The 20,056-nt window shown below is 67.0% G+C and carries 22 protein-coding genes; 15 read left to right on the top strand and 7 right to left on the bottom strand.

Features of this window, described 5'->3' with window-relative positions:
• Positions 1 to 13: 13 nt before the first annotated feature.
• From GV027_RS05750 to GV027_RS05735, 4 genes are all read right to left on the bottom strand, one after another.
• The gene (locus GV027_RS05750) at positions 14 to 277 is read right to left on the bottom strand and encodes a hypothetical protein (protein ID WP_056406098.1); all 264 of its coding nucleotides are present in this window, start codon (positions 275 to 277) and stop codon (positions 14 to 16) included.
• A gap of 193 nt (positions 278 to 470) precedes the next feature.
• On the bottom strand, positions 471 to 1,172 hold the full coding sequence (gene ctrA / locus GV027_RS05745; RefSeq protein WP_159511250.1) for a response regulator transcription factor CtrA: 702 nt from the start codon (positions 1,170 to 1,172) through the stop codon (positions 471 to 473).
• A gap of 185 nt (positions 1,173 to 1,357) precedes the next feature.
• Complete coding sequence (gene zwf / locus GV027_RS05740) at positions 1,358 to 2,851, bottom strand: glucose-6-phosphate dehydrogenase (RefSeq protein ID WP_159511249.1); 1,494 nt, start codon at positions 2,849 to 2,851, stop codon at positions 1,358 to 1,360.
• A gap of 148 nt (positions 2,852 to 2,999) precedes the next feature.
• Complete coding sequence (locus GV027_RS05735; protein ID WP_159512754.1) at positions 3,000 to 3,893, bottom strand: LysR family transcriptional regulator; 894 nt, start codon at positions 3,891 to 3,893, stop codon at positions 3,000 to 3,002.
• Positions 3,894 to 4,008: 115 nt separating this feature from the next.
• Here GV027_RS05735 and GV027_RS05730 point away from each other — a divergent pair, with 115 nt between their 5' ends.
• Both GV027_RS05730 and wrbA read left to right on the top strand, forming a co-directional pair.
• Positions 4,009 to 4,728 carry a pirin family protein gene (locus tag GV027_RS05730; protein ID WP_159511248.1) on the top strand — a complete coding sequence of 240 codons (720 nt, stop codon included), beginning with the start codon at positions 4,009 to 4,011 and terminating at the stop codon, positions 4,726 to 4,728.
• Between the two features lie 65 nt (positions 4,729 to 4,793).
• Positions 4,794 to 5,393 (top strand): NAD(P)H:quinone oxidoreductase, encoded by a 600-nt coding sequence (gene wrbA, locus GV027_RS05725; protein WP_107929982.1) that lies wholly within the window; start codon positions 4,794 to 4,796, stop codon positions 5,391 to 5,393.
• A gap of 32 nt (positions 5,394 to 5,425) precedes the next feature.
• Here the strand turns inward: wrbA and GV027_RS05720 are convergent, their stop codons facing one another.
• Positions 5,426 to 6,181: a M15 family metallopeptidase gene (locus GV027_RS05720; RefSeq protein WP_159511247.1), complete on the bottom strand. Its 756-nt coding sequence runs from the start codon at positions 6,179 to 6,181 to the stop codon at positions 5,426 to 5,428.
• A gap of 46 nt (positions 6,182 to 6,227) precedes the next feature.
• Between GV027_RS05720 and GV027_RS05715 the strand changes: the two genes are divergently transcribed.
• The 4 genes from GV027_RS05715 to GV027_RS05700 all read left to right on the top strand — a co-directional run bounded on the left by GV027_RS05715 (position 6,228) and on the right by GV027_RS05700 (position 8,849).
• Positions 6,228 to 6,953, top strand: coding sequence for an RluA family pseudouridine synthase (locus tag GV027_RS05715; RefSeq protein ID WP_159511246.1), 726 nt, complete (start codon positions 6,228 to 6,230; stop codon positions 6,951 to 6,953).
• Positions 6,946 to 7,359, top strand: a complete 414-nt coding sequence (gene arfB / locus GV027_RS05710) for an alternative ribosome rescue aminoacyl-tRNA hydrolase ArfB (protein WP_031394492.1) — start codon at positions 6,946 to 6,948, stop codon at positions 7,357 to 7,359. The genes GV027_RS05715 and arfB overlap by 8 nt, the downstream gene beginning before the upstream one ends.
• 19 nt (positions 7,360 to 7,378) lie before the next feature.
• Positions 7,379 to 7,861 (top strand): GAF domain-containing protein, encoded by a 483-nt coding sequence (locus tag GV027_RS05705; protein ID WP_159511245.1) that lies wholly within the window; start codon positions 7,379 to 7,381, stop codon positions 7,859 to 7,861.
• Positions 7,862 to 7,991: 130 nt separating this feature from the next.
• Positions 7,992 to 8,849 carry an RcnB family protein gene (locus GV027_RS05700; protein ID WP_056406104.1) on the top strand — a complete coding sequence of 286 codons (858 nt, stop codon included), beginning with the start codon at positions 7,992 to 7,994 and terminating at the stop codon, positions 8,847 to 8,849.
• A gap of 3 nt (positions 8,850 to 8,852) precedes the next feature.
• Here the strand turns inward: GV027_RS05700 and GV027_RS05695 are convergent, their stop codons facing one another.
• The gene (locus tag GV027_RS05695) at positions 8,853 to 10,136 is read right to left on the bottom strand and encodes a M20/M25/M40 family metallo-hydrolase (protein WP_159512753.1); all 1,284 of its coding nucleotides are present in this window, start codon (positions 10,134 to 10,136) and stop codon (positions 8,853 to 8,855) included.
• 202 nt (positions 10,137 to 10,338) lie between these two features.
• On the bottom strand, positions 10,339 to 10,794 hold the full coding sequence (locus GV027_RS05690; RefSeq protein WP_159512752.1) for a universal stress protein: 456 nt from the start codon (positions 10,792 to 10,794) through the stop codon (positions 10,339 to 10,341).
• A 134-nt stretch (positions 10,795 to 10,928) separates the two neighbouring features.
• Here GV027_RS05690 and GV027_RS05685 point away from each other — a divergent pair, with 134 nt between their 5' ends.
• The 9 genes from GV027_RS05685 (at position 10,929) to GV027_RS05645 (ending at position 19,954) form a co-directional block, all read left to right on the top strand.
• Positions 10,929 to 12,308, top strand: coding sequence for a pyruvate dehydrogenase complex dihydrolipoamide acetyltransferase (locus tag GV027_RS05685; protein ID WP_159511244.1), 1,380 nt, complete (start codon positions 10,929 to 10,931; stop codon positions 12,306 to 12,308).
• Between the two features lie 111 nt (positions 12,309 to 12,419).
• On the top strand, positions 12,420 to 12,632 hold the full coding sequence (locus tag GV027_RS05680) for a hypothetical protein (RefSeq protein ID WP_159511243.1): 213 nt from the start codon (positions 12,420 to 12,422) through the stop codon (positions 12,630 to 12,632).
• 44 nt (positions 12,633 to 12,676) lie between these two features.
• The gene (locus tag GV027_RS05675; protein ID WP_042466532.1) at positions 12,677 to 13,018 is read left to right on the top strand and encodes an acyl-CoA thioesterase; all 342 of its coding nucleotides are present in this window, start codon (positions 12,677 to 12,679) and stop codon (positions 13,016 to 13,018) included.
• A 21-nt stretch (positions 13,019 to 13,039) separates the two neighbouring features.
• On the top strand, positions 13,040 to 14,434 hold the full coding sequence (gene lpdA / locus GV027_RS05670) for a dihydrolipoyl dehydrogenase (RefSeq protein WP_159511242.1): 1,395 nt from the start codon (positions 13,040 to 13,042) through the stop codon (positions 14,432 to 14,434).
• A 249-nt stretch (positions 14,435 to 14,683) separates the two neighbouring features.
• Entirely contained in the window at positions 14,684 to 15,157 is a 474-nt protein-coding gene (locus GV027_RS05665) for a DUF2975 domain-containing protein (RefSeq protein ID WP_236559059.1), read from the top strand.
• Positions 15,157 to 15,387 (top strand): helix-turn-helix domain-containing protein, encoded by a 231-nt coding sequence (locus GV027_RS05660; protein WP_159511240.1) that lies wholly within the window; start codon positions 15,157 to 15,159, stop codon positions 15,385 to 15,387. Before GV027_RS05665 ends, GV027_RS05660 begins: the two co-directional genes overlap by 1 nt.
• Positions 15,388 to 15,404: 17 nt before the next feature.
• Positions 15,405 to 16,352, top strand: a complete 948-nt coding sequence (locus GV027_RS05655; RefSeq protein WP_159511239.1) for an ABC transporter ATP-binding protein — start codon at positions 15,405 to 15,407, stop codon at positions 16,350 to 16,352.
• Positions 16,349 to 17,848 (top strand): ABC transporter permease, encoded by a 1,500-nt coding sequence (locus tag GV027_RS05650; RefSeq protein ID WP_159511238.1) that lies wholly within the window; start codon positions 16,349 to 16,351, stop codon positions 17,846 to 17,848. Before GV027_RS05655 ends, GV027_RS05650 begins: the two co-directional genes overlap by 4 nt.
• Before the next feature lie 60 nt (positions 17,849 to 17,908).
• Positions 17,909 to 19,954 (top strand): M13 family metallopeptidase, encoded by a 2,046-nt coding sequence (locus GV027_RS05645; RefSeq protein WP_201302578.1) that lies wholly within the window; start codon positions 17,909 to 17,911, stop codon positions 19,952 to 19,954.
• Positions 19,955 to 20,056: the final 102 nt, after the last annotated feature.

Raw genomic sequence — 20,056 nt, 5'->3', positions numbered from 1 at the left:
CCGGCCGGTAGCGTCAAAGGTCGCCGCTGGCATCCTTCGATGCGCGCGCGTTGATCCGCGCCCAGACCGCCTTGTGTTCGGCCTTCGCGTAGAGCGCAGCCCGTTGGCGGGGCGGTGCGGCTGCGAGAGTGGTCGGCAGGTCGGGGAAAGTCGCCAGGACGAGCCGCAACCGCGCCTCGCGCTCGCGTTGCATCGTCGGCGTGATCGACGGGGGCGAAATGTTCGTGCGCGGCGTCCAGCCGGGATTTCCGGGAAACGGCGCGCTGGTACCTATCAAGCCGCTAGGGCCAGGGACGCCAAGTTGCGCAGAAGCGGCCGCAGAACAGGCAATCAGTCCGACGGCGAGCAGGATAGTTTTCATGGAACACCTCCGATGAAGACTAAACTGACACCATCAGGCAAGGTTGCAAGCCTAAACCTGTGGAGTGAAGCGGCGCGACCTTGGACTTTGGGTCGCGCAGCCGAGCAGATCAGGCGACTTGCGCTTCGACCATCTCATCGGGTTCGCGCAGGACATAGCCGCGGCCCCAGACGGTCTCGATGTAGTTTTCGCCATCGCACGCCAGGCTGAGCTTCTTCCGCAGCTTGCAGATGAAGACGTCGATGATCTTGAGTTCAGGTTCGTCCATCCCGCCATAGAGGTGGTTGAGGAACATTTCCTTGGTCAGCGTGGTGCCCTTGCGCAGCGAGAGCAGCTCGAGCATCGCATATTCTTTGCCGGTCAGGTGAACGCGGCTGCCATCGACTTCGACCGTCTTGGCATCGAGGTTCACGGCGAGCTTGCCAGTGCGGATGACCGACTGCGAATGGCCCTTCGAGCGGCGCACAACGGCATGGATCCGCGCGACGAGTTCCTCGCGGTGGAACGGCTTGGTGACGTAATCGTCCGCGCCGAACCCGAAGCTGCGAACCTTGGAGTCCATTTCGTTGACGCCCGACAGGATCAACACCGGCGTCGCAACACGCGCAACACGAAGACGCTTCAGGACATCATAGCCGTGCATGTCGGGCAAGTTCAGATCGAGCAGGATGATGTCGTAATCATACAGCTTGCCAAGATCGAGGCCCTCTTCGCCCAGATCGGTGATGTACACGTTGAAGCCCTCGGTCGTGAGCATAAGCTCAAGGGCCTTGGCGGTGGTAGGCTCATCCTCGATCAGCAGCACGCGCATGGGTTGTCCCCCGTTTAGCGAAAACGCCAGCCCCTGCTAAGCGATCCGCCGTTGATTCATTAACCAAAGAACATCTGAAAGCAAAAGGTTAATTCCGTCTTAAATGAGAGCGTTATACGAACTCTTGGTACGGAACCGACCAAAACTCCGTGTCGAGACCCCGGCAACCGAGTCGCGGCGCGGGCTCACGTCTTTGCCGGGTCGAGCGTGTGCCAGGCAAACCCGTCGCGCGCGAGCAGTTCGTCTGCCGCCGCCGGTCCGGTCGTACCCGCGGCGTAAGTGTCGGGTGCGCCTTCGCTTGCCCATGCGTCGAGAAACGGCTGGACCGCCGCCCATCCCGCCTCGATCGCGTCGGCGCGCTGGAACAGCGTCTGGTCGCCCGCGAACAGATCGTGGATCAGCGACTCATACCCGGTCATCGCGCCGATATCGAACGAGTCGGCGTAGCGGAAATCCAGCGCAATCGGCGCGGTGTCGACCTCAAGCCCGGGGCGCTTGATATTGATATCCATGCTGAGCCCCTCGTCGGGCTGAATCTGGATGATCAGGCGGTTCGGCGGCAGTTTCTCGGCGGCGGTCGCGTGAAACTGGGCGAACGGCACGGGCTTGAAGGTGATCACGACCTCGGTATCGCGAATCTCCATCGCCTTGCCGGTGCGAAGGTAGAAGGGCACGCCCGCCCAGCGCCACGTGTCGACCATCAGCTTCAATGCGACATAGGTCTCGGTGGTGCTGTCGGGGGCAATGTCGGGGGATGCGGTGAAGGCGGGGACGGCGCGTTCGCCGATCGTCCCCGCACCATAGGCGCCGCGGACGCCGTTGCGGCGCGCCTTGGCGGGTGAATAAGCCCGAACGGCTTTCAGCACCTTGCCCTTTTCGTTGCGGATGGCCTCCGCGTCGAAACTTGCAGGGGGCTCCATCGCGACCATCGCCAGCAACTGGAACAGATGGTTCGGGACCATGTCGCGCAACGCACCCGTCGCGTCGTAGAACGCACCGCGCGTGCCGACGTCGACGGTCTCGGCGGCGGTGATCTGGACATGCGCGATACAGTCGGCATTCCAGACCCGTTCGATCATCATGTTCGCGAAGCGCGCGGTCATGATGTTCTGGACAGTTTCCTTGCCGAGGAAATGGTCGATCCGGTAGATCTGCGTCTCGGCGACGTGCGACAGGATGCGCGCGTTCAGCGCCTGCGCGGAGGCGAGGTCGTGGCCGAACGGCTTCTCGATCGCGATCCGGCGAAACGCGGATTTGCTTTCATGCGTCAGCCCGTTGGCCGCGAGCCGATCGACGATGTCGCCGAAGAATCGCGCGGGTACGGCAAGATAGAAGGCGGCGTTGCCCGATAGCCGGTCGCTTAGCCGTGCATAGACGTCGTCCTGCGTGAAATCGCCCTGCAGATACTGGACGCGCGCCTGCAACCGGTCCCAGGCGGCCTCCTGCTCGGGCGAGGCATGCGCCGTGGAAGCGCTGGCGCGAAAGGTGGCGAGCGCGGTGCGCAGCGTGTCGTCGTCGCCGGGTTCGATACCGATCCCGAGAACCGAGAAATCGTCACCGATCATGCCGAGCCGGGTCATGTTGGTCAGCGCCGGCATCAGCAACCGGCGGGTCAGGTCGCCCATCGCACCGAAGATGACGAGCGTAGTGGGCGGGGCGGGATGGATCGCGCCGGTCATGCGCGGCGGGTCCGGGGCGCGGTCTGGTAGGGGGGCATCGACATCCTTCCGTGGTGACGCACAGCAATAGCCTGGCGACGGGCATTGTTCCGTGGGGGTTCCGTAGGGGGTTCCGTAGGGGGTTCCGTCGGGGTCCAGCCGGCGCGGTTCAGCCGGGGTCGCGAAGCCGCGCGCCGAGGAACGCGATGAGCGCCTCGACCCGGGCCGGGCGGAGCGGGCTGGGCGGGGTCAGCAGGTGGAGGCCGATCGGTGCGGGCGCCCAGACATCGAGCAGCGTCACCAGCGCACCCGACGCGAGCTGCGCCTCGATGATGAAGTGCGGCAGCCGCGCGATGCCGAGACCGGCGACGAGCGCCGGGACGACCGCCTCGCCGCTATTGGCGGTGAGCTGACCCTGCAGCCGTACCGAAACGTCGCTTTCGCCGGGGCGCTGAAACCGCCAGGGACCGACGACGTTCGAATAGCCGATCAGGCGGTGCTCGCCGAGCTGCGCGGGATGAGTCGGCGTCCCGTGCGCCGCCAGATAGGCAGGCGCGGCAACGGTGTGCGCCTGGATGCTGCACAGCCGTCGCGCGCGCAGCGAGCTGTCGGGCAGCTCGGCGATCCGCAACGCCACGTCGAATCCTTCCGCGACGATGTCGACCCGCGCGTCGGACAGATGCAGGTCGATCTCGATGCCGGGATGCGCGGCCAGGAACTCGGCCAGCAGCGGCGCGACATTGGTGATGCCGAAGCTCATCGGCGCCGCCAGCCGTACGCGCCCCGTCGGTGCGCTTGCGGCATCATTCGCCGACTCCTCTGCGAGGCGCGCTTCGCCCAGGATCCGCGCGGCGTGCTCGGCGAGCGGTTTGCCCGCCTCGGTCAGCGCGAGCCGGCGCGAGGTGCGATGAAACAGCGACTGGCCGAGATGCGCCTCGAGCCGCGTGATCGCCTTCGATACGGTCGCCTTGCTCAGTCCGATCGCGTCGGCGGCGGCGCTGAACGAGCGATGTTCGACGACGCTGGCAAAGATCGCCCAGGCTTCGAGGTCGGGAAGGCGCATCATTCACTCTCCGCAGCGGTCACGTTTGCTAGCAATCGAAACGATCGGTTTCCAGCGTTTCTATTTACGGTGCGATGCCAGTGTCTATCTTGGTGGCAACAAGTGGAGACCTCTGATGACGACCACGACTCTCAACACCGTAGACCGCCGCCCCTTCGACAGCCTGGGCCATGCCGATCATGGCTGGCTGAATGCGCGGCATCATTTCTCGTTCGCGAGCTATTATGACCCTGCGCGGATGGGCTGGGGCGCGATCCGCGTCTGGAACGACGACCAGATCGCCGCTAATTCGGGTTTCCCGCCGCATCCCCACCAGGACATGGAGATCATCACCTATGTCCGCAGCGGTGCGATCACGCATCAGGACTCGCTCGGCAACAAGGGCCGCACCGAGGCTGGCGACGTCCAGGTGATGAGTGCCGGTTCGGGCGTGCGCCATGCCGAGTATAATCTGGAGCCCGAGACGACGACGATCTTCCAGATCTGGATCGAGCCCAGCCGCAAGGGTGGTTCGCCAAGCTGGGGTGCGAAGCCGTTCCCCAAGGGCGAGCGCTCGGGGCAGTTCGTGACGCTGGCAAGCGGCTTTGCCAACGACGGTGACGCGCTGCCGATCCGGGCGAATGCGCGGGTGCTGGCCGCGACGCTGAAGGCGGGCGACAGTGTCGACTATGCGGTCGGCGAGGGGCGTCACGCCTATCTTGTCCCGGCGACCGGCGCGATCACGATCGACGACGAGACCATCAACACCCGCGACGGTGCGGCACTTTCGGGCGGCCGGACGGTGCGGATCACGGCACTCGACGAGGCCGAGATCGTTCTGGTGGACTCCGAGTAATTTTACCGATCATCCTGTGACCATTCCGGCCTGTGCCGGGATGGTCTGCCTTTGAGGAGACTGACATGACCAAGGTTCTGGTTCTCTATTATTCGTCCTACGGCCATATCGAGCAGATGGCGGATGCCGTCGCCGAAGGCGCGCGCGCGGGCGGCGCGGAAGTAGACATCCGCCGGGTCGCCGAGACCGCACCGCAGTCGGTCGTCGAGTCGGCGCATTTCAAGACCGACAGCGCACATGCCGAGATCGAGGGCCCCGATGCGCTGAAGGACTATGACGCGATCATCGTCGGTGCACCGACCCGGTTTGGGCGGATGCCCGCGCAGATGGCGTCCTTCTGGGACACGACCGGCGGACTGTGGTTCTCCGGCGCGCTGGTCGGCAAGGTCGGCGGTGCGTTCACCTCGACCGCGAGCCAGCATGGCGGGCAGGAGACGACGCTGTTCTCGATCCTGACCAACCTGCTCCATCACGGCATGACGATCGTCGGTCTGGACTATGGCTTCCAGGGGCAGATGGGTGTCGACGCGGTCAAGGGCGGCTCGCCCTACGGCGCGACGACGATCTCCGATGGCGATGGCAGCCGGATGCCGAGCAGCGTCGAACTCGACGGTGCGCGCTACCAGGGCAAGCGGATCGCCGAGACGGCCGCAAAGCTGAAGTAAGCGCGAACGATCCCTCCGGGCGACCGGGGGGATCAGCGCCTGCGGCGTTTGCCCTTTTCGGACGGAAGCGCCGGGACGGGCGCGGCCGGCACCGCGGGTGCGACGACCGGCGGGGGCGCGGGCGGCAGGATCGAAGGGTCGGCGGGATAGAGCCGCCGCGCCTTGGCGAACACGAACCGCGCCTTTGCCGCGCCGGGCGCATCGGCGGTCACGCCGACCCAGCGCCAGTGCCAGGGCTCCCATTTGACGTTCTGCTTGTTACCGCCGGGGAAGGATTGTTCGAATCCGAACCGCGTCGCGTTCGCGCGCAGCCAGCGCGCGGCGGGGGTCGCCGCCATGCACGCCTCGGCATCGCGACAGCCATTGGCGGGACGGATGGCGAAGTCTACGACATAGCCGGTCGAATGTTCGCTATAGCCCGGCGGCGCGACCGAGATTGCGCGCTCGGCCGCCGATGTTTCCGACTCGCGGCAGAACACGCTGCGCTGCTGCGCGATCGAACGCTGGCACGACAGGCCGCGCAACTCGCCCATCACCGCCGGGTCCGCTTTGGCTGCGGCGAGCAGGCGGAGCAGGTCGGGCAGCATGTCGCGGCGGACCACGCAGGTCTGGCGGACGCCGAAGTCGGACGGAGCGGCGACCAGTTCGGACGGGGCGGCGTCGCCGTAAGGCAGATGCCCGAACGCGCGACCATCGGCGGCGATCGCCGCGCTCTGTCCGGCACAGAGTTGCGCATTGGCGGCGGCCGGGATCAGCAGAAACGAAAGAACTAGGGGGCTACGCAACATCGTGCGGGCTCTGGCATGCGGGCGCAGATGCTGGCAAGGGCGGCACATGCATGGTGAACGCGTACTTTTCCTCGACGGCGAGGCCCTGATCATCGACAAGCCCGCTGGGCTGCCGGTCGATCCTCCTCGTGACGGCTCGCTGAGCCTCGAGAATCATCTCGAAAGTCTCAAATTCGGATTCCAGCGCTGGCCGATGCCGGTGCATCGTCTCGATCGCGACACAAGCGGCTGCCTGTTGCTGTCGCGCAATCCCAAGGCGCATGCGCGGTTGCAGCAGGCGTTCGAGCAGGGCCTGGTGTCGAAGCGCTATCTCGCAGTGCTCGACGGCGTCCCCGCCGAAGAGACCGGGACGATCGACATGCCGCTCGGCAAGATCAGCAGCGCCGAAGAGGGCTGGCGGATGGTAGAGGACGCCAAGGGCAAGGCGGCGCGGACCGGCTGGCGCGTGCTCGCGACGCGTGACGGACGCTCGCTGGTCGAATTCATCCCCCAGACCGGGCGGACGCACCAGATTCGTGTCCATGCCGCGCTGGGCCTCGGCGCAGCGGTCGTCGGGGATCCGGTTTATGGCCAGAAGGATCGCCTGGGCATGATGCTCCACGCGCAGCGGCTGGTCGTGCCGCGGCCGGGCAAGGCCGATGTCGTCGGTATCGCGCCGCTGCCAGAACGGTTCGCGACCGCGGGCTTCGGCGAGGAACCGGGCGTCGAGGCGACGCCGTCCCCGCAGGACGCGTCCGTGCCGGATCCGCGTCCCGAACCCGATAATGGCTGACGTGATCGACGCCTCCCTGCTTGAGGGGGCGATCGAGGAGAAGTTCCTCGCGGCTTCCGGGCCGGGCGGGCAGAACGTCAACAAGGTGGCGACCGCGTGCCAGTTGCGAGTCGACATATTCGCGCTGGGCCTGCACCCTGAAACCTATCGCCGGCTGAAGCTGGTCGCGGGCAGCCGGATGACCGCGGCGGGGGTGCTCGTCATCACCGCGCGCCGGTTTCGCACGCAGGAGGCCAACCGCGCCGATGCGCGCGATCGCGTGCTCGAACTGATCGCGCAGGCGCAGCACCGCGACGCGCACCGGGTCAAGACCAAGCCGTCCCGCGCCGCCAAGGCACGGCGGGTGGATACGAAGAAGGTCCGCAGTTCGGTCAAGGCCGGGCGCGGGCGGGTTCGCGAAGACTAACCGCAGACAAGAGGCGATGATGTACCAGTTCGATATTTCCGGCGGTTCGAAGGCCGATCTGTACCGCGACCTGCTCGCGGCGCTCGACGCGCTGACCGTGGACGAGCGCGATCCGATCGCGAACATGGCGAATGCGGCTGCGCTGGTCTGGGAATATCTGCCCGATCTCAACTGGGCGGGCTTCTACCGTGCGGTCGAGGGCGAGCTTGTCCTGGGGCCGTTCCAGGGCAAGGTCGCCTGTATCCGGATCGCGATGGGCAAGGGCGTGTGCGGCACCGCGGCGGCGGAGCGGACGACCCAGCTGGTCGAGGACGTCCATGCGTTTCCCGGACATATCGCCTGCGATGCGGCAAGCCGGTCCGAGCTGGTCGTGCCGGTCGTCAGCGACGGGCGGTTGATCGGCGTGCTCGATCTCGACAGCCCCGAGCCTGCACGGTTCGATGCCGAGGATGCAGCCGGGTGCGAAGCGCTGGTCGCGTTGCTGGCGTCGCGGATCAGCTGACGCCCCAACCTGACGCCTGCTCCGAATCGGGACCGGGTTGCGGCTGGCCGCGCCATGGCGGCTTTGGTACGCACTGCGTCAGCATAGGACGCGGCCCTGAGGCGTACGGTGCGTCAGGGGAGAAGATGTCATGCGCATGAAGGTGATCGTCGGTCTCGCACTGATCATGGCGGTGGCGGGCACGACGGCCGAGGCGCAGCGGCGTCCGGACGGGGCATCGCGGCCCGGTGCGACTTATCCCGTTCCTGCCCGCAGCGCGGTCAGCGTAAGCCCGGAGCCCGCCGCGTCCCGCGACGCGCGCCGGGGCAGCAGCGTCGATGGTCGCTGGTCGGCAGGGGCGAACGCGCCGGGCGGCTGGAGCGGCTATCGTCGGCCGTACCGCGGCTGGGCGCTGCCGGCCTATTGGATCGCGCCGCGGTTCGGGATCGTCGACTGGCGCGACTATGGGCTCGTGCCGCCGCCGCCGGGCTATCGCTGGACGCGCTATTTCGACGACGCGGTGCTGATCGATGCGCGGGGATCGATCTTCGATACGCGTGCCGGGATCGACTGGAACGGCGCCGTCGGCGGCGATGCCGCCCCGCGCTATGACGTGCAAAGCTTTGACGGGCGGGCGGACGACCGGGTCTATGCCCGCCGCCAGCCGCGGCCGGTAACGCGGCGGACCTATGTGACGACCCGCGTCGAAGCGGCGCCGGACTTTGCGGGGGCCGCCTATCGCGACCAGCCATTGCCGCCCGTCCAGCAGCGTGGCGGGACATGGGTGTCGCCCGACGGGATGACCACCGTGACGACCACCGGCGGCGGCTATCCCGGCAGCGACGCCTATGCCGGCGACGGGACGACGACGGTCACCGTCCAGTCGGTGCCGGTCACGACGACCACGACGACGACCGAATATATCACCGAACCCGTGACCTATCGGCGGACGACCCCGCGTCGCGGACCGGGCCGGACGCGGGGCGGCACCCTGGGGTCGGCGCGATAGCGCTCAGCGTCGGCGTTCGCGGCCCGCGAAACTGACGACGCTCTCGCTGCCATCCGCGCCGAGTGCGGACACGCCGACGAAATGGTCGTCGACGGGGGTCTGGGCGAGCAGCGTCTCGGTGCCGGTGACGTCGCGCACGTCCTTCCAGTCCTGCGTGTCGTTGCGCCGCCAGCGGACTCGGTAGCCTGCCGCACCCGGAACCGCGGCCCATTTGACCTGGGTGTCGCGCGACAGGGCACCGGCGATCGATACGTCACCCGGTGCCGCGGGCGCGGCGGCGAGGCGGGCGAGCGTGGCGATGTTGATCGCGGTCACCTTGGCCAGATAGGGGAAGTCCATCCCGGCGATCGTGTCGCCATAGTCGACACCGTTTTCGGTGCGCAGGTCCTGGTGCTGGCGATCCCAGTTCTCCGCGGCGACCGAGAAGCGGACCGCGGGATAGCCGAGCTTCAGAAAGGGTTCGTGATCGCCGCCGCGGCCGAACCGGTCAGGGCGACGGTCGAGCATCACGTCGAGCCCGCCGGGGATCGTCCCCGCGATGCCGTCGATCGCCTTGGCGAGCGCGCGGCTGGGGCCATCGTCCTCGCCACCCTCCGCGCGACGACCGATCTGCGCGGCAAGGTCTTCTGATGCGCGAATGCCTTCGGAAAAGACGCGGACGCTCGACGCCATGCGGACGCCGCCCTGGCCGACCGTGTTGCCGACAATGTCGTTGTTGAGCATCGCGGTGACGGTCCAGCCGCGCGCCTTGGCGGTGTCGGCGAGCAGCTCGGCGCCCCACAGCCCCTGTTCCTCACCCGAAAAGACCGCATAGACGATGGTCGCGTCGAACTGCCGCTTTGACAGCGCGCGGGCGGCTTCGAGCACCAGCGCGACGCCCGACGCATTGTCGTTCGCGCCGGGCGCGTCGCTTGTCACGTTCATGACGTCGGTCACACGGCTGTCGATATGCGCGCCGACGATCACGACGCGATTCGGGTCGCGCCCCTTCTGGATGCCCAGCACGTCCTCGACATAGACGCCGGTCGGTGCGCGCGGACCCGACACGGTGCGGCCGATCCGCTCGACCGTGACGCAGCCGCCACAGGCGCGGCCGATCTCGGTGAAGCGCGCCGCGGCCCAGTCGCGGGCGGCGCCGATGCCGCGCTTCGGATCGGTGGTGGTCGATGCGGTGTGGCGCGTGCCGAACCCGACCATCGCGGTCACATCGGCCTTGAGGCGGGTGGCGGAGGGCGCGGGAAGCGCGGCGGCGGCTGCGGCGAGCAGCGGAAGGGCGAGGATCGGCATCGGCGTCACCGTGGCGGCTTCGGCCGGGGAGCTCAAGCGGGGAGTGTTGGATTCGCTCGGTTTAGCCCGTCATTCCCAGCCGACGTCATCACCCACCTCCGTCATCCTGACGAAAGTCAGGATCCAGGGTTCCGAGGGCGGCGCCTGTGGCTCTGGATCCTGACTTTCGTCAGGATGACGGGGGGCGGCAAGACGGCCGCCGTCAGCTCAGCCGGTCGATCGCCTCGCTGGTCAGCGACCCCGGGATGATCATGACCGGCACGGGCAGCGCTCCGGCGTCGGTGCCCGAGAAATGGGTGATGAGATCGCCCGGCGCACCGCTCGCCGCGGCGCCGAGCACCAGCGCTGCAATATTGGGGTTGGCGGCGATCATTTCGCGGATGATCTTGGGGCCTTCGCCTTCGCGCACGGTGATCGACGGGCGCAGATCCGATTCCTCGATCAGCGTGCCGGCCGCAGCCGCGACGAGGCCCTCGGCATGCAGCCGCGCCTCCTCCTCGATCGTCGCCTGGACACCGCCGAACGCGATGAATTCCTGCGGCGGGATCAGCGTGAGGATCTCGACGCCGCCGCCGGTCTTCACCGCGCGCCGCGCCGCAAAGCGCAACGCGATACCCGCCTCGGGCGACTCGTCGATGACCACCAGATAGACACGCATCATATTCCCCTGTTTATCGGGCTTAGGTGCCGTGCAGATGCGGTTCGCGCAAGGGGAAGGCGGCTTCGCGGGGTTGACCCGGACGGGCGGGGGCGCGAGTAGGCATGCCGTTACGTAACGCCCTGGGGACCTCCATGTCGATCGAGATCAAAATGCCTGCCCTGTCGCCGACCATGGAGGAGGGCACCCTCGCCAAATGGCTGGTGAAGGAAGGCGATACGGTGAAGTCCGGCGACATCATGGCCGAGATCGAGACCGACAAGGCGACGATGGAATTCGAAGCGGTCGACGAAGGCGTGATCGCCAAGATCCTGGTTGCCGAGGCAACCGACAATGTGAAGGTCGGCACCGTCATCGCGATCCTGGCCGAGGAAGGCGAGGATGCGTCCTCGGTGTCCGCGCCGACCAAGAGCGAGACGCCCGTCCCCGCGGCCAAGGAATCGGAGGCCAAGCCCGATCCCAAGGATCCCAACGACACCGGCAGCGAGGCCAAGCCCGTCGCCCGGACCGAGACGTCGGCCGAGGATCATGGTCGTCCCGCCGATGCGGGCGCCGCGTCCGCGTCCACGCCCGAATCGAAGCCTCAGTCGAAGCCCGCCAGCGGTGACCGTGTGAAGGCGAGCCCGCTCGCCCGCCGCCTCGCCGCCGACAAGGGGATCGACCTTGGTTCGGTGTCGGGTTCGGGTCCTAAGGGTCGCATCGTCAAGGCCGATGTCGACAGCGCGAAGCCCGGGGCCGCACCTGTCGCCGCGCCCGAAGCCGCTGCACCGGCCCCCTCCGCTGCCGCGCCAGCACCCGCGGCCAAGCCTGCGGTCGTGCCGGATATCCCGCACGAGTCGACCAAGCTCAGCAACGTGCGCAAGACGATCGCGCGCCGCCTGACCGAATCGAAGCAGACCGTTCCGCACATCTACCTGACCGTGGACGTGCGTCTCGACGCGCTGCTCAAGCTGCGCGGCGAGCTGAACAAGAGCCTCGAAGCGCGCGGCGTGAAGCTGTCGGTCAACGATCTGCTGATCAAGGCGCAGGCCGTCGCGCTGATGCAGGTCCCGACCTGCAACGTGATGTTCACGCCCGACCAGCTGATCAGCTTCCAGCGCGCCGACATCTCGGTTGCGGTCAGCACGCCGTCGGGTCTGATCACGCCGATCATCGTCGGTGCGGACACCGCCTCGCTGTCGTCGATCTCGACGCAGATGAAGGACCTCGCCGCCCGCGCACGCGACGGCAAGCTGAAGCCCGAGGAATATCAGGGCGGCACCGCCTCGATCAGCAACATGGGCATGTTCGGCATCACGCAGTTCGACGCGGTCATCAACCCGCCCCAGGCGATGATCCTTGCGATCGGTGCAGGCGAGAAGCGTCCCTATGTGATCGGCGACGAGCTTACCGTCGCGACCGTTATGTCGGCGACCGGCAGCTTCGATCACCGCGCGATCGACGGCGCGGACGGTGCGCAGTTCATGAAGGCGTTCAAGCATCTGGTCGAGAACCCGCTGGGCATGCTGGCGTAAGACCGTGACCGCTGTGGCCCCTCTCCCGTTCGCCCTGAGCGAGGTCGAAGGGCATGAGTCCCATGTGCCTCGACTTCGCTCGGCACGAACGGGGTCGGGCCGGGTCGCGCCATGACCAGGACGCTCATCGAGATCCTGCATATCCTCGTCGGGCTCGGCGTCGCGGTCGCGATCACCTGGGCGGCGGCCTGGTCCTATCCGCTCGGGCAGGACGTGATCTGGTGGTGCGGGGCGGCGGCGATGGTCGTGACCGTGATCATGGGGATCGGGCCGCTGCGGCAGGCCCGCATCCTCGACCGACAGACCAGCAGGAGCCAAGCGTGACCGACCTGCCCCCCGACAAGGCGCCGACGATCCGCGTCACCGCAATGCCCGCGGACGCCAACCCTTACGGCGACATCTTCGGCGGATGGCTGATGGGGCAGATGGATCTGGCCGCCGGTTCGGTCGCCTCGCGCCGCAGCGGCGGGCGTGCGGTGACCATTGCGGCGGACGCCATGAAGTTCCACATGCCCGTCGTCGTCGGCGACGAGGTGTCGGTCTATGCAGAGCTGATCGCGGTCGGCCGCACGTCGATGACGATCGAGGTCGAGGCATGGCGCCGCGCGCGGCACAGCAACGATAGCTGCAAGGTGACACAGGCGCGCTTCATCTTCGTCGCGGTCGGCGACGACCGCAAACCGCGGCCCGTGCCGCCCGCTTCCAACTGATTCACTTGAAGGACTCTCCACGTGGCTGACACCTATGATCTGGTCATCCTTGGTTCGGGCCCCGGCGGCTATGTCGCGGCAATCCGCGCGAGCCAGCTCGGCCTCAAGGTCGCGATCGTCGAGCGCGAGCGCCTGGGCGGCATCTGCCTCAACTGGGGCTGCATCCCGACCAAGGCGCTGCTGCGCACGTCGGAAATCTATCACTACATGCAGAATGCCGAGAGCTATGGCCTCAAGGCGGACAATGTCGGCTTCGATCTCGCCAAGGTCGTCGACCGCAGCCGCAAGGTCGCAGGCCAGCTGAATGCGGGCGTGAAGGGCCTGATGAAGAAGAACAAGGTGACCGTCGTCGAAGGCGTCGGCACCGTGACGGCAAAAGGCAAGCTGAGCGTCAAGCAGGGCGACAAGACCGTCGAGCTCGAGGCCAAGAACATCATCGTTGCCACCGGCGCGCGCGCGCGCGACCTGCCGTTCGCCAAGGCCGACGGGAAGACGATATGGACCTATCGTCACGCGATGGTGCCGACCGAGATGCCGACCAAGCTGCTGGTCATCGGATCGGGCGCGATTGGTGTCGAGTTCGCCAGCTTCTATAACGACATGGGCGCCGACGTGACGATCGTCGAGATGCTCCCGCGGATCCTGCCCGTCGAGGACGAGGAAGTCTCCGCGTTCATGGACAAGGCGCTGACCAAGCAGGGGATAAAGCTCCTGACCGGCACCGGCCTTGAAGGCCTGGCGCCATCGGGCAGCGGCGTCACCGCGAAGATCAAGCACAAGGACGGCAAGGTCGTCGAGGAGTCGTTCAGCCACGCGATCGTCGCGATCGGCATCGTCCCCAACACCGAGAATATCGGGCTGGAAGCGCTCGGCGTCGAAACCGACCGCGGGCACATCAAGACCGACGGCTATGGTCGCACCAATGTCGACGGCATCTGGGCGATCGGCGACGTCACCGGCGCGCCGTGGCTCGCGCACAAGGCCAGCCATGAGGGCATCATCGCGGTCGAGAAGATCGCAGGCGGGTCGCCGCACCAGATGGACAAGGCCAACATCCCCGGCTGCACCTATTCGCGCCCGCAGGTCGCGAGCGTCGGCATGACCGAGGCGAAGGCCAAGGAAGCCGGGTACGAGCTGAAGGTCGGCAAATTCCCGTTCATCGGCAACGGCAAGGCGATCGCGCTCGGCGAGGCCGAGGGCTTCGTGAAGACTGTGTTCGACGCGAAGACCGGCGAGCTGCTCGGCGCGCACATGGTCGGCGCGGAAGTCACCGAACTGATCCAGGGCTATGTCGTCGCACGCCAGCTCGAGACGACCGAGGCCGAGCTGATGGAGACGGTGTTCGCGCACCCGACGCTCAGCGAGATGATGCACGAGAGCGTGCTCGGCGCCTACGGCCGCTCGATCCACTACTGAGCCCGACCGCGTGACGTCACCCGCGCTTCGGCGCGGCCGGTGGCGGCACCGTTTACGATGCGGCGCGCGATCAGACCGATCGTGCGCCGTTTTGCCGTCGCCACGAGGCGATAAGCGTCCCGACCAAAATGGACCAATGAATCGACTTGCCGTTTATCGATAGGCCCCATATCGTTTTGCAATATGCAGGCGGGGGCGGCGATGAGGAGGGATCGGGTTCTTTGGGGGGCGACGGGGCTGCTTCGGCTGATGCTCGTCCTTAATATCGTCTGCGCCGCGGTGTTCGCGCTGGCGTTGCTGCTGTCCTGGCCGATGCAGGGCATGCTGAGCGCGCGGCTGACGCATAAATACGGCGCGTTGCTCGATCTGGACCAAGCGGTGCTGGCGATCCGCATGATGCTGTTCGTCGGCATTGCCGGCGGCGTCGCGCTGCATCCGATCTTCTCGAATCTGCTCCGCATCGTCGCGACGGTCGAGGCGGGGGATCCGTTCGTCGACGACAATGCCACGCGGCTCGCGCGGATTGGCTGGGCGCTTCTGGCGCTGCAATGCCTCGATCTCGCCTTTGGCGGGGTCGTCCGCTGGATCTCGCTGCTCAAGCTCGACGTGACCGGATGGACGCCGTCGCTGGGCGGGTGGATCGCGGTCGTGATGATCTTCGTGCTTGCGCGCGTCTTCCGGATCGGTGCGCGGATGCGCGACGACCTGGCGATGACGGTCTGATGCCGGTCGCGGTCAGCCTGGACGCCATGCTGCATGCGCGGCGGATGACGCTGACCGAGTTGTCGGAGGCGGTCGGCATCACGCTCGCCAATCTGTCGATCCTGAAGACGGGCAAGGCCAAGGCGATCCGCTTCACGACGCTGGAGGCGATCTGCCGCGTGCTCGACTGCCAGCCGGGGGATCTGCTGCGGGTCGTCGACGAGGATGAACGGGGCGAAGACGAAATTTAAACGGGGGGGATGGTCCGATGGACGCACTGGTTCTGGACGGGGTGACGAAACGGTTCGGCGAGCGGACCGCGGTCGACGCGCTGAGTTTTGCGGTACGGCCGGGGGAGATCTTCGGCTTTCTCGGCGGCAATGGCGCGGGCAAGACGACGTCGCTGCGCATGGTGCTCGACATCGTGCGGCCGACGGCGGGACGTATATCGGTACTCGGCTGTCCGCCAGGGCGCGAGAATGCCGCCGATCTGGGCTTCATGCCCGAGGAGCGCGGACTGTACCGCGGGATGACCGCGATCGACACCGTCACCTATTTCGGGCGACTGAAGGGCATGTCGGCGGCTGCAGCGCGCGCGAAGGGCCATGCGCTGCTCGACCGGTTCGGCCTCGCGGCATCGGCCAAGATGCAGATCGACAAGCTGTCCAAGGGCATGGCGCAGAAGGTCCAGCTCGCCGCGACGCTGGTCAACGGCCCGAAGCTGCTGCTGCTCGACGAACCCTTTTCGGGTCTCGACCCGGTGAACCAGGGGCTGTTGGAACATGAGATCCTGGAGGCCGCGCGGGGCGGGGCGACCGTGGTATTCTCGACGCATGTGATGCAGCATGCCGAGCGGCTGTGCGACCGGCTGTTGCTGCTGTCGCAAGGGCGCAAGGTGTTCGAGGGTACGCAGGCGGAGGCGCGCGGGCGCTTGCCGGCCCGCCTGACGATCGTCGCGCGCGAGACGCCGATGCGGTGTCCCGGAGTCGAGCGCGCGGAGCCCGGTGCGGCCGACGCGCAGGGCTGGTGCGACTATGACGTGACGCTGGCCGAGGGGATCGATCCGGCCGACGTGCTGCAATGCCTGACCGAGCAGGGCGTGACGTTGCGGCGGTTCGACCAGCACCGCGTCAGCCTGCACGACGTCTTTCTCCATCTTGTCGGCACCCCTCCAGCCGGGCCTGCCGACCCGGCTATGGCGGAGCATGCAGCATGACGCACAATATCCTTCTCGTCGCGATGCGCGAGTTCCGACAGATCACGGGCATGCGCAGCTTCTGGCTGACGCTGCTGATCCTGCCGCTGGCGCTGGCGGTCGGGCCGATCGCGAGCCGCCTGACTCAGTCCGAAAAAACCCAGCGCGTCATGCTGATCGATGCCGATGGCCGTGCCGCGGCGGCGATCCGCGCGCGGCTCGATACCGATCACCAGCGGCGGGTCCTGACCGCGCTGTCGCGCTACGCACAGCGCTACGGGCTCGATCGTGCCGATCCGGGCGCGCTGTGGGCGCAGCATGACCGATTGTTCGGCGACGCCGACGTCGCGACGTTCGTGAAGGCCGGCGGCCTGCCTGCCGCGCTGGCGGCGATGCGGCCGGCAACGACCTCGGAAACGCCGAAGTTCGACGCGCCCGAGGCCGATTTCGTGGTCCTGCCGACGCCGCCTGCAATTGCGCGCGCGGCGCCCGGCGCGCTCGATGCGCAGCTCAAGCCGCTGCTGCAGCCGGGCGAGTTCGGCGACAAGACGGCCAAGCCGCTCGACTATGCGGTCTATGTCCCACGCGGTTTCGGCGTGCAGACCGCCGATGTGCGACTATGGTCGAGCGAGCAGCCTGGCGCGAATTTCGTCCAACCGTTGCAGACCGTGCTCACGCAAGACCTGCGCACCGCCTATCTCGAGTCGACCGGGCTCGCGCGCGATCAGGCGCGCACCGCGACCAGTCTGGTCCCGGCGATCGCGGTCTCGACCCCGGCGCCTGGGGGCGGGCGCGAACGGATGCTGGTGCGATCGGTGGTGCCGTTGCTCAGCGCCTATATCCTGCTGATGTCGCTGCTGTTGTCGGGCAACTGGATCCTGCAGGGGCTGGTCGAGGAGCGGTCGAACAAGCTGATCGAGACGGTGCTCGCCTGCATCAGCCCCGACGAGCTGCTCTATGGCAAGCTCGCGGGGACGGTCGCGGTCGGGCTGACGATGGTCCTGGTCTGGGGGCTGTGCGCGACCGGTGCCGCGGTGGCGACGCAGGGCGCGGTCGGCGCGTTCCTGCACGTGGCGCTCGCGCCGCTCGCCTCGCCCTGGATCATCCTGGTGATGCTGTATTTCTTCCTCGCAGGCTATCTGATGGTGTCGATGATCCTGCTGGCGATCGGCGCGATGAGCGATTCGATGCGTGATGCGCAGAGCTATCTGACGCCCGTGCTGCTGGTCATCGCGATGCCGTTCACGGTCGTCGCGCAAGGCGTCCTGTCGAACAGCGGCGCGACCGCGATCAAAATACTGACCTGGATCCCGATCTACACGCCGTTCACGATGCTGGCGCGGCTCGGCAGCGGGGTTTCGACCATGGAGATCGTCGGCAGCGGCGCGCTGCTGGCGGTGTTCATCGGCATCGAGTTCGTCTTGCTCGCGCGCGTATTTCGCGCCAGCCTGCTCAATGCGGGGCAGAAGCCCAACCTCGCCGCACTGGCCCGGTTGATGCAGCGTACGCCCGCCTGACGCATGCGTACCGTTCATATCATTTCGGGGATCCAACCCCGGTTTTCTGGAGGAGCTATGATGCCGTTCAATCGTATTTCGCGTCTGTCGCTGGGGGTGGCGCTGCTTGCCCTGTCCGCACCTGGTCTGGCCCAGACCGGCACACCGGCCGGCGCACGCTATGGCAGCTTCGGGATCGACCTGACCGCTGCCGACAAGGCCGTGAAGCCTGGTGACGATTTCTGGACGCACGCCAATGGCGCCTGGGACAAGCGCACCACCATTGCGCCGGATCGCACGTCCGCGGGCGGCAGCGTGATCCTGGCGGATCAGGCCGAGCAGCAGGTCCGCGCGATCCTCGACGATGCCGCGCGCGACCCCGCCGCGGTCGGCGCCGGGGCCAAGCAGTTCGGCGATCTCTATGCGAGCTTCATGGACGAGGCCGCGATCGAGCGCGCCGGCGCCGCACCGCTCAAGCCCTATTTCGCGAAGATCGACGCCGCCACCGACAAGCAGAAGCTGCAGACCTTGTTCTCGACGGTCGGCTATGCGTCGCCGGTCGAGGTCGGGCAGCTGCCCGATCCCGCCGATCCGAAGCGCTATGCGGTGGCCGCGGGGCAGGGGTCGCTGGGCATGGGCGGCCGCGACTATTATCTCGAGCAGGGCGCCAAATACGACACCTTCCGCACGGCGTATCGGGCCTATGTCGAGAAGATGCTGACGCTGTCCGGCGTGACGGATGCGTCGGCCAGGGCGGACCGGATCGTCGCGCTCGAAACCGCGATGGCCAAGGTCCAGTGGTCGCCGGTCCAGTCGCGCGACCTGCAGGCGATGCTGAAGCCGATGGACGCGGCGGGCCGCAAGGCGCTGGCGCCCGATTTCGACTGGCCGCTGCTGCTGTCGACCGCGGGCTATGCGCAATTCCCGGTCGTCTACATGACCAACTCGACCGCGCTGACCGAGCTCGGCAAGATCTTTGCGGCGACACCCGTGTCGACGTGGCAGGACTGGATGAAATTCCGCCTCGCCTCGGCAAGCGCCGGTGCGCTGCCCAAGGCGTTCGATCAGGCGACGTTCGATTTCTACGGCAAGACGCTGGCCGATCAGCCGGAGCAACGCGCGCGGTGGAAGCGCGGCATCGCGCTGGTCAACGGCACCATGGGTGAGGCCGTCGGCGAAGTCTATGTGAAGCGGCATTACCCGCCCGAGAGCGAAGCGAAGATGGGCGAGCTGATCGCCAACCTGCGCGCGGCGTACAAGGAGCGCATCACCGCGAACAGCTGGATGGATGGCGCGACCAAGACCCAGGCGCTGGCCAAGCTCGCCGCGTTCGATCCGCGGATCGGCCATCCGGTCAAATATATCGACTATTCATCGCTCAACGTCGTCCGCGGCGATCCGGTCGGCAATGCGATGCGTGCGGGCGAATTCCAGCATCAGCTCGACCTCTCGCGGCTCGGCAAGCCCGTCGATCGCACGCTCTGGGGCATGACGCCGCAGACGGTGAACGCCTATTACGACCCGCTCAATAACCAGATCACCTTCCCCGCGGCGATCCTGCAGCCACCCTATTTCGATCCCAAGGCGGATGCGGCGGTCAATTACGGCGCGATCGGCGCGATCATCGGGCATGAGATGGGGCATGGTTTCGACGACCAGGGCAGCCAGTTCAGCGCGACGGGCAAGTTCGAGAACTGGTGGACGCCGGCGGCTCGCACCGCCTTCACGCAGCGCACCGCTGCGCTGTCGAAGCAGTTTGATGCCTATGAGCCGATCCCGGGTGTCCGCGTGAAGGGTGCGTTGACGCTGGGCGAGAATATTGGCGATCTGGGCGGCGTCGAGACTGCCTACGCCGCGTATCAGAAGTACCAGGCGGAGCATGGCAAGGCGCCCGTGATCGACGGGCTGACCGGCGACCAGCGCTTCTTCCTCGCTTATGCGCAAGCGTGGCAGGCGAAGCTGCGTGAGGGCGCAGCGCGCGCGCGGCTGCTCACCGATCCGCACTCGCCGCCATTCTACCGCGTCAACGGGATCGTCCGTAACGTCGATGCCTGGTATATGGCGTTCGGGGTCAAGCCCGGTGACGCGCTGTATCTAGCGCCCGGCGACCGCGTCCATATCTGGTGACATCTCGCGGGGCGTGTGGCCAGCCACACGCCCCGATTGTCTTGTGCGCACCACGCGCGACCCGGCCGTGATATCGCTATCCGAGATAGCGGCCGACTGCGA

The sequence above is a fragment of the Sphingomonas sp. T1 genome, assembly GCF_902506585.1.
GTDB classification, from domain to species: domain Bacteria; phylum Pseudomonadota; class Alphaproteobacteria; order Sphingomonadales; family Sphingomonadaceae; genus Sphingomonas; species Sphingomonas aerolata.
This window is presented reverse-complemented; position numbering and strand designations above follow the sequence as displayed.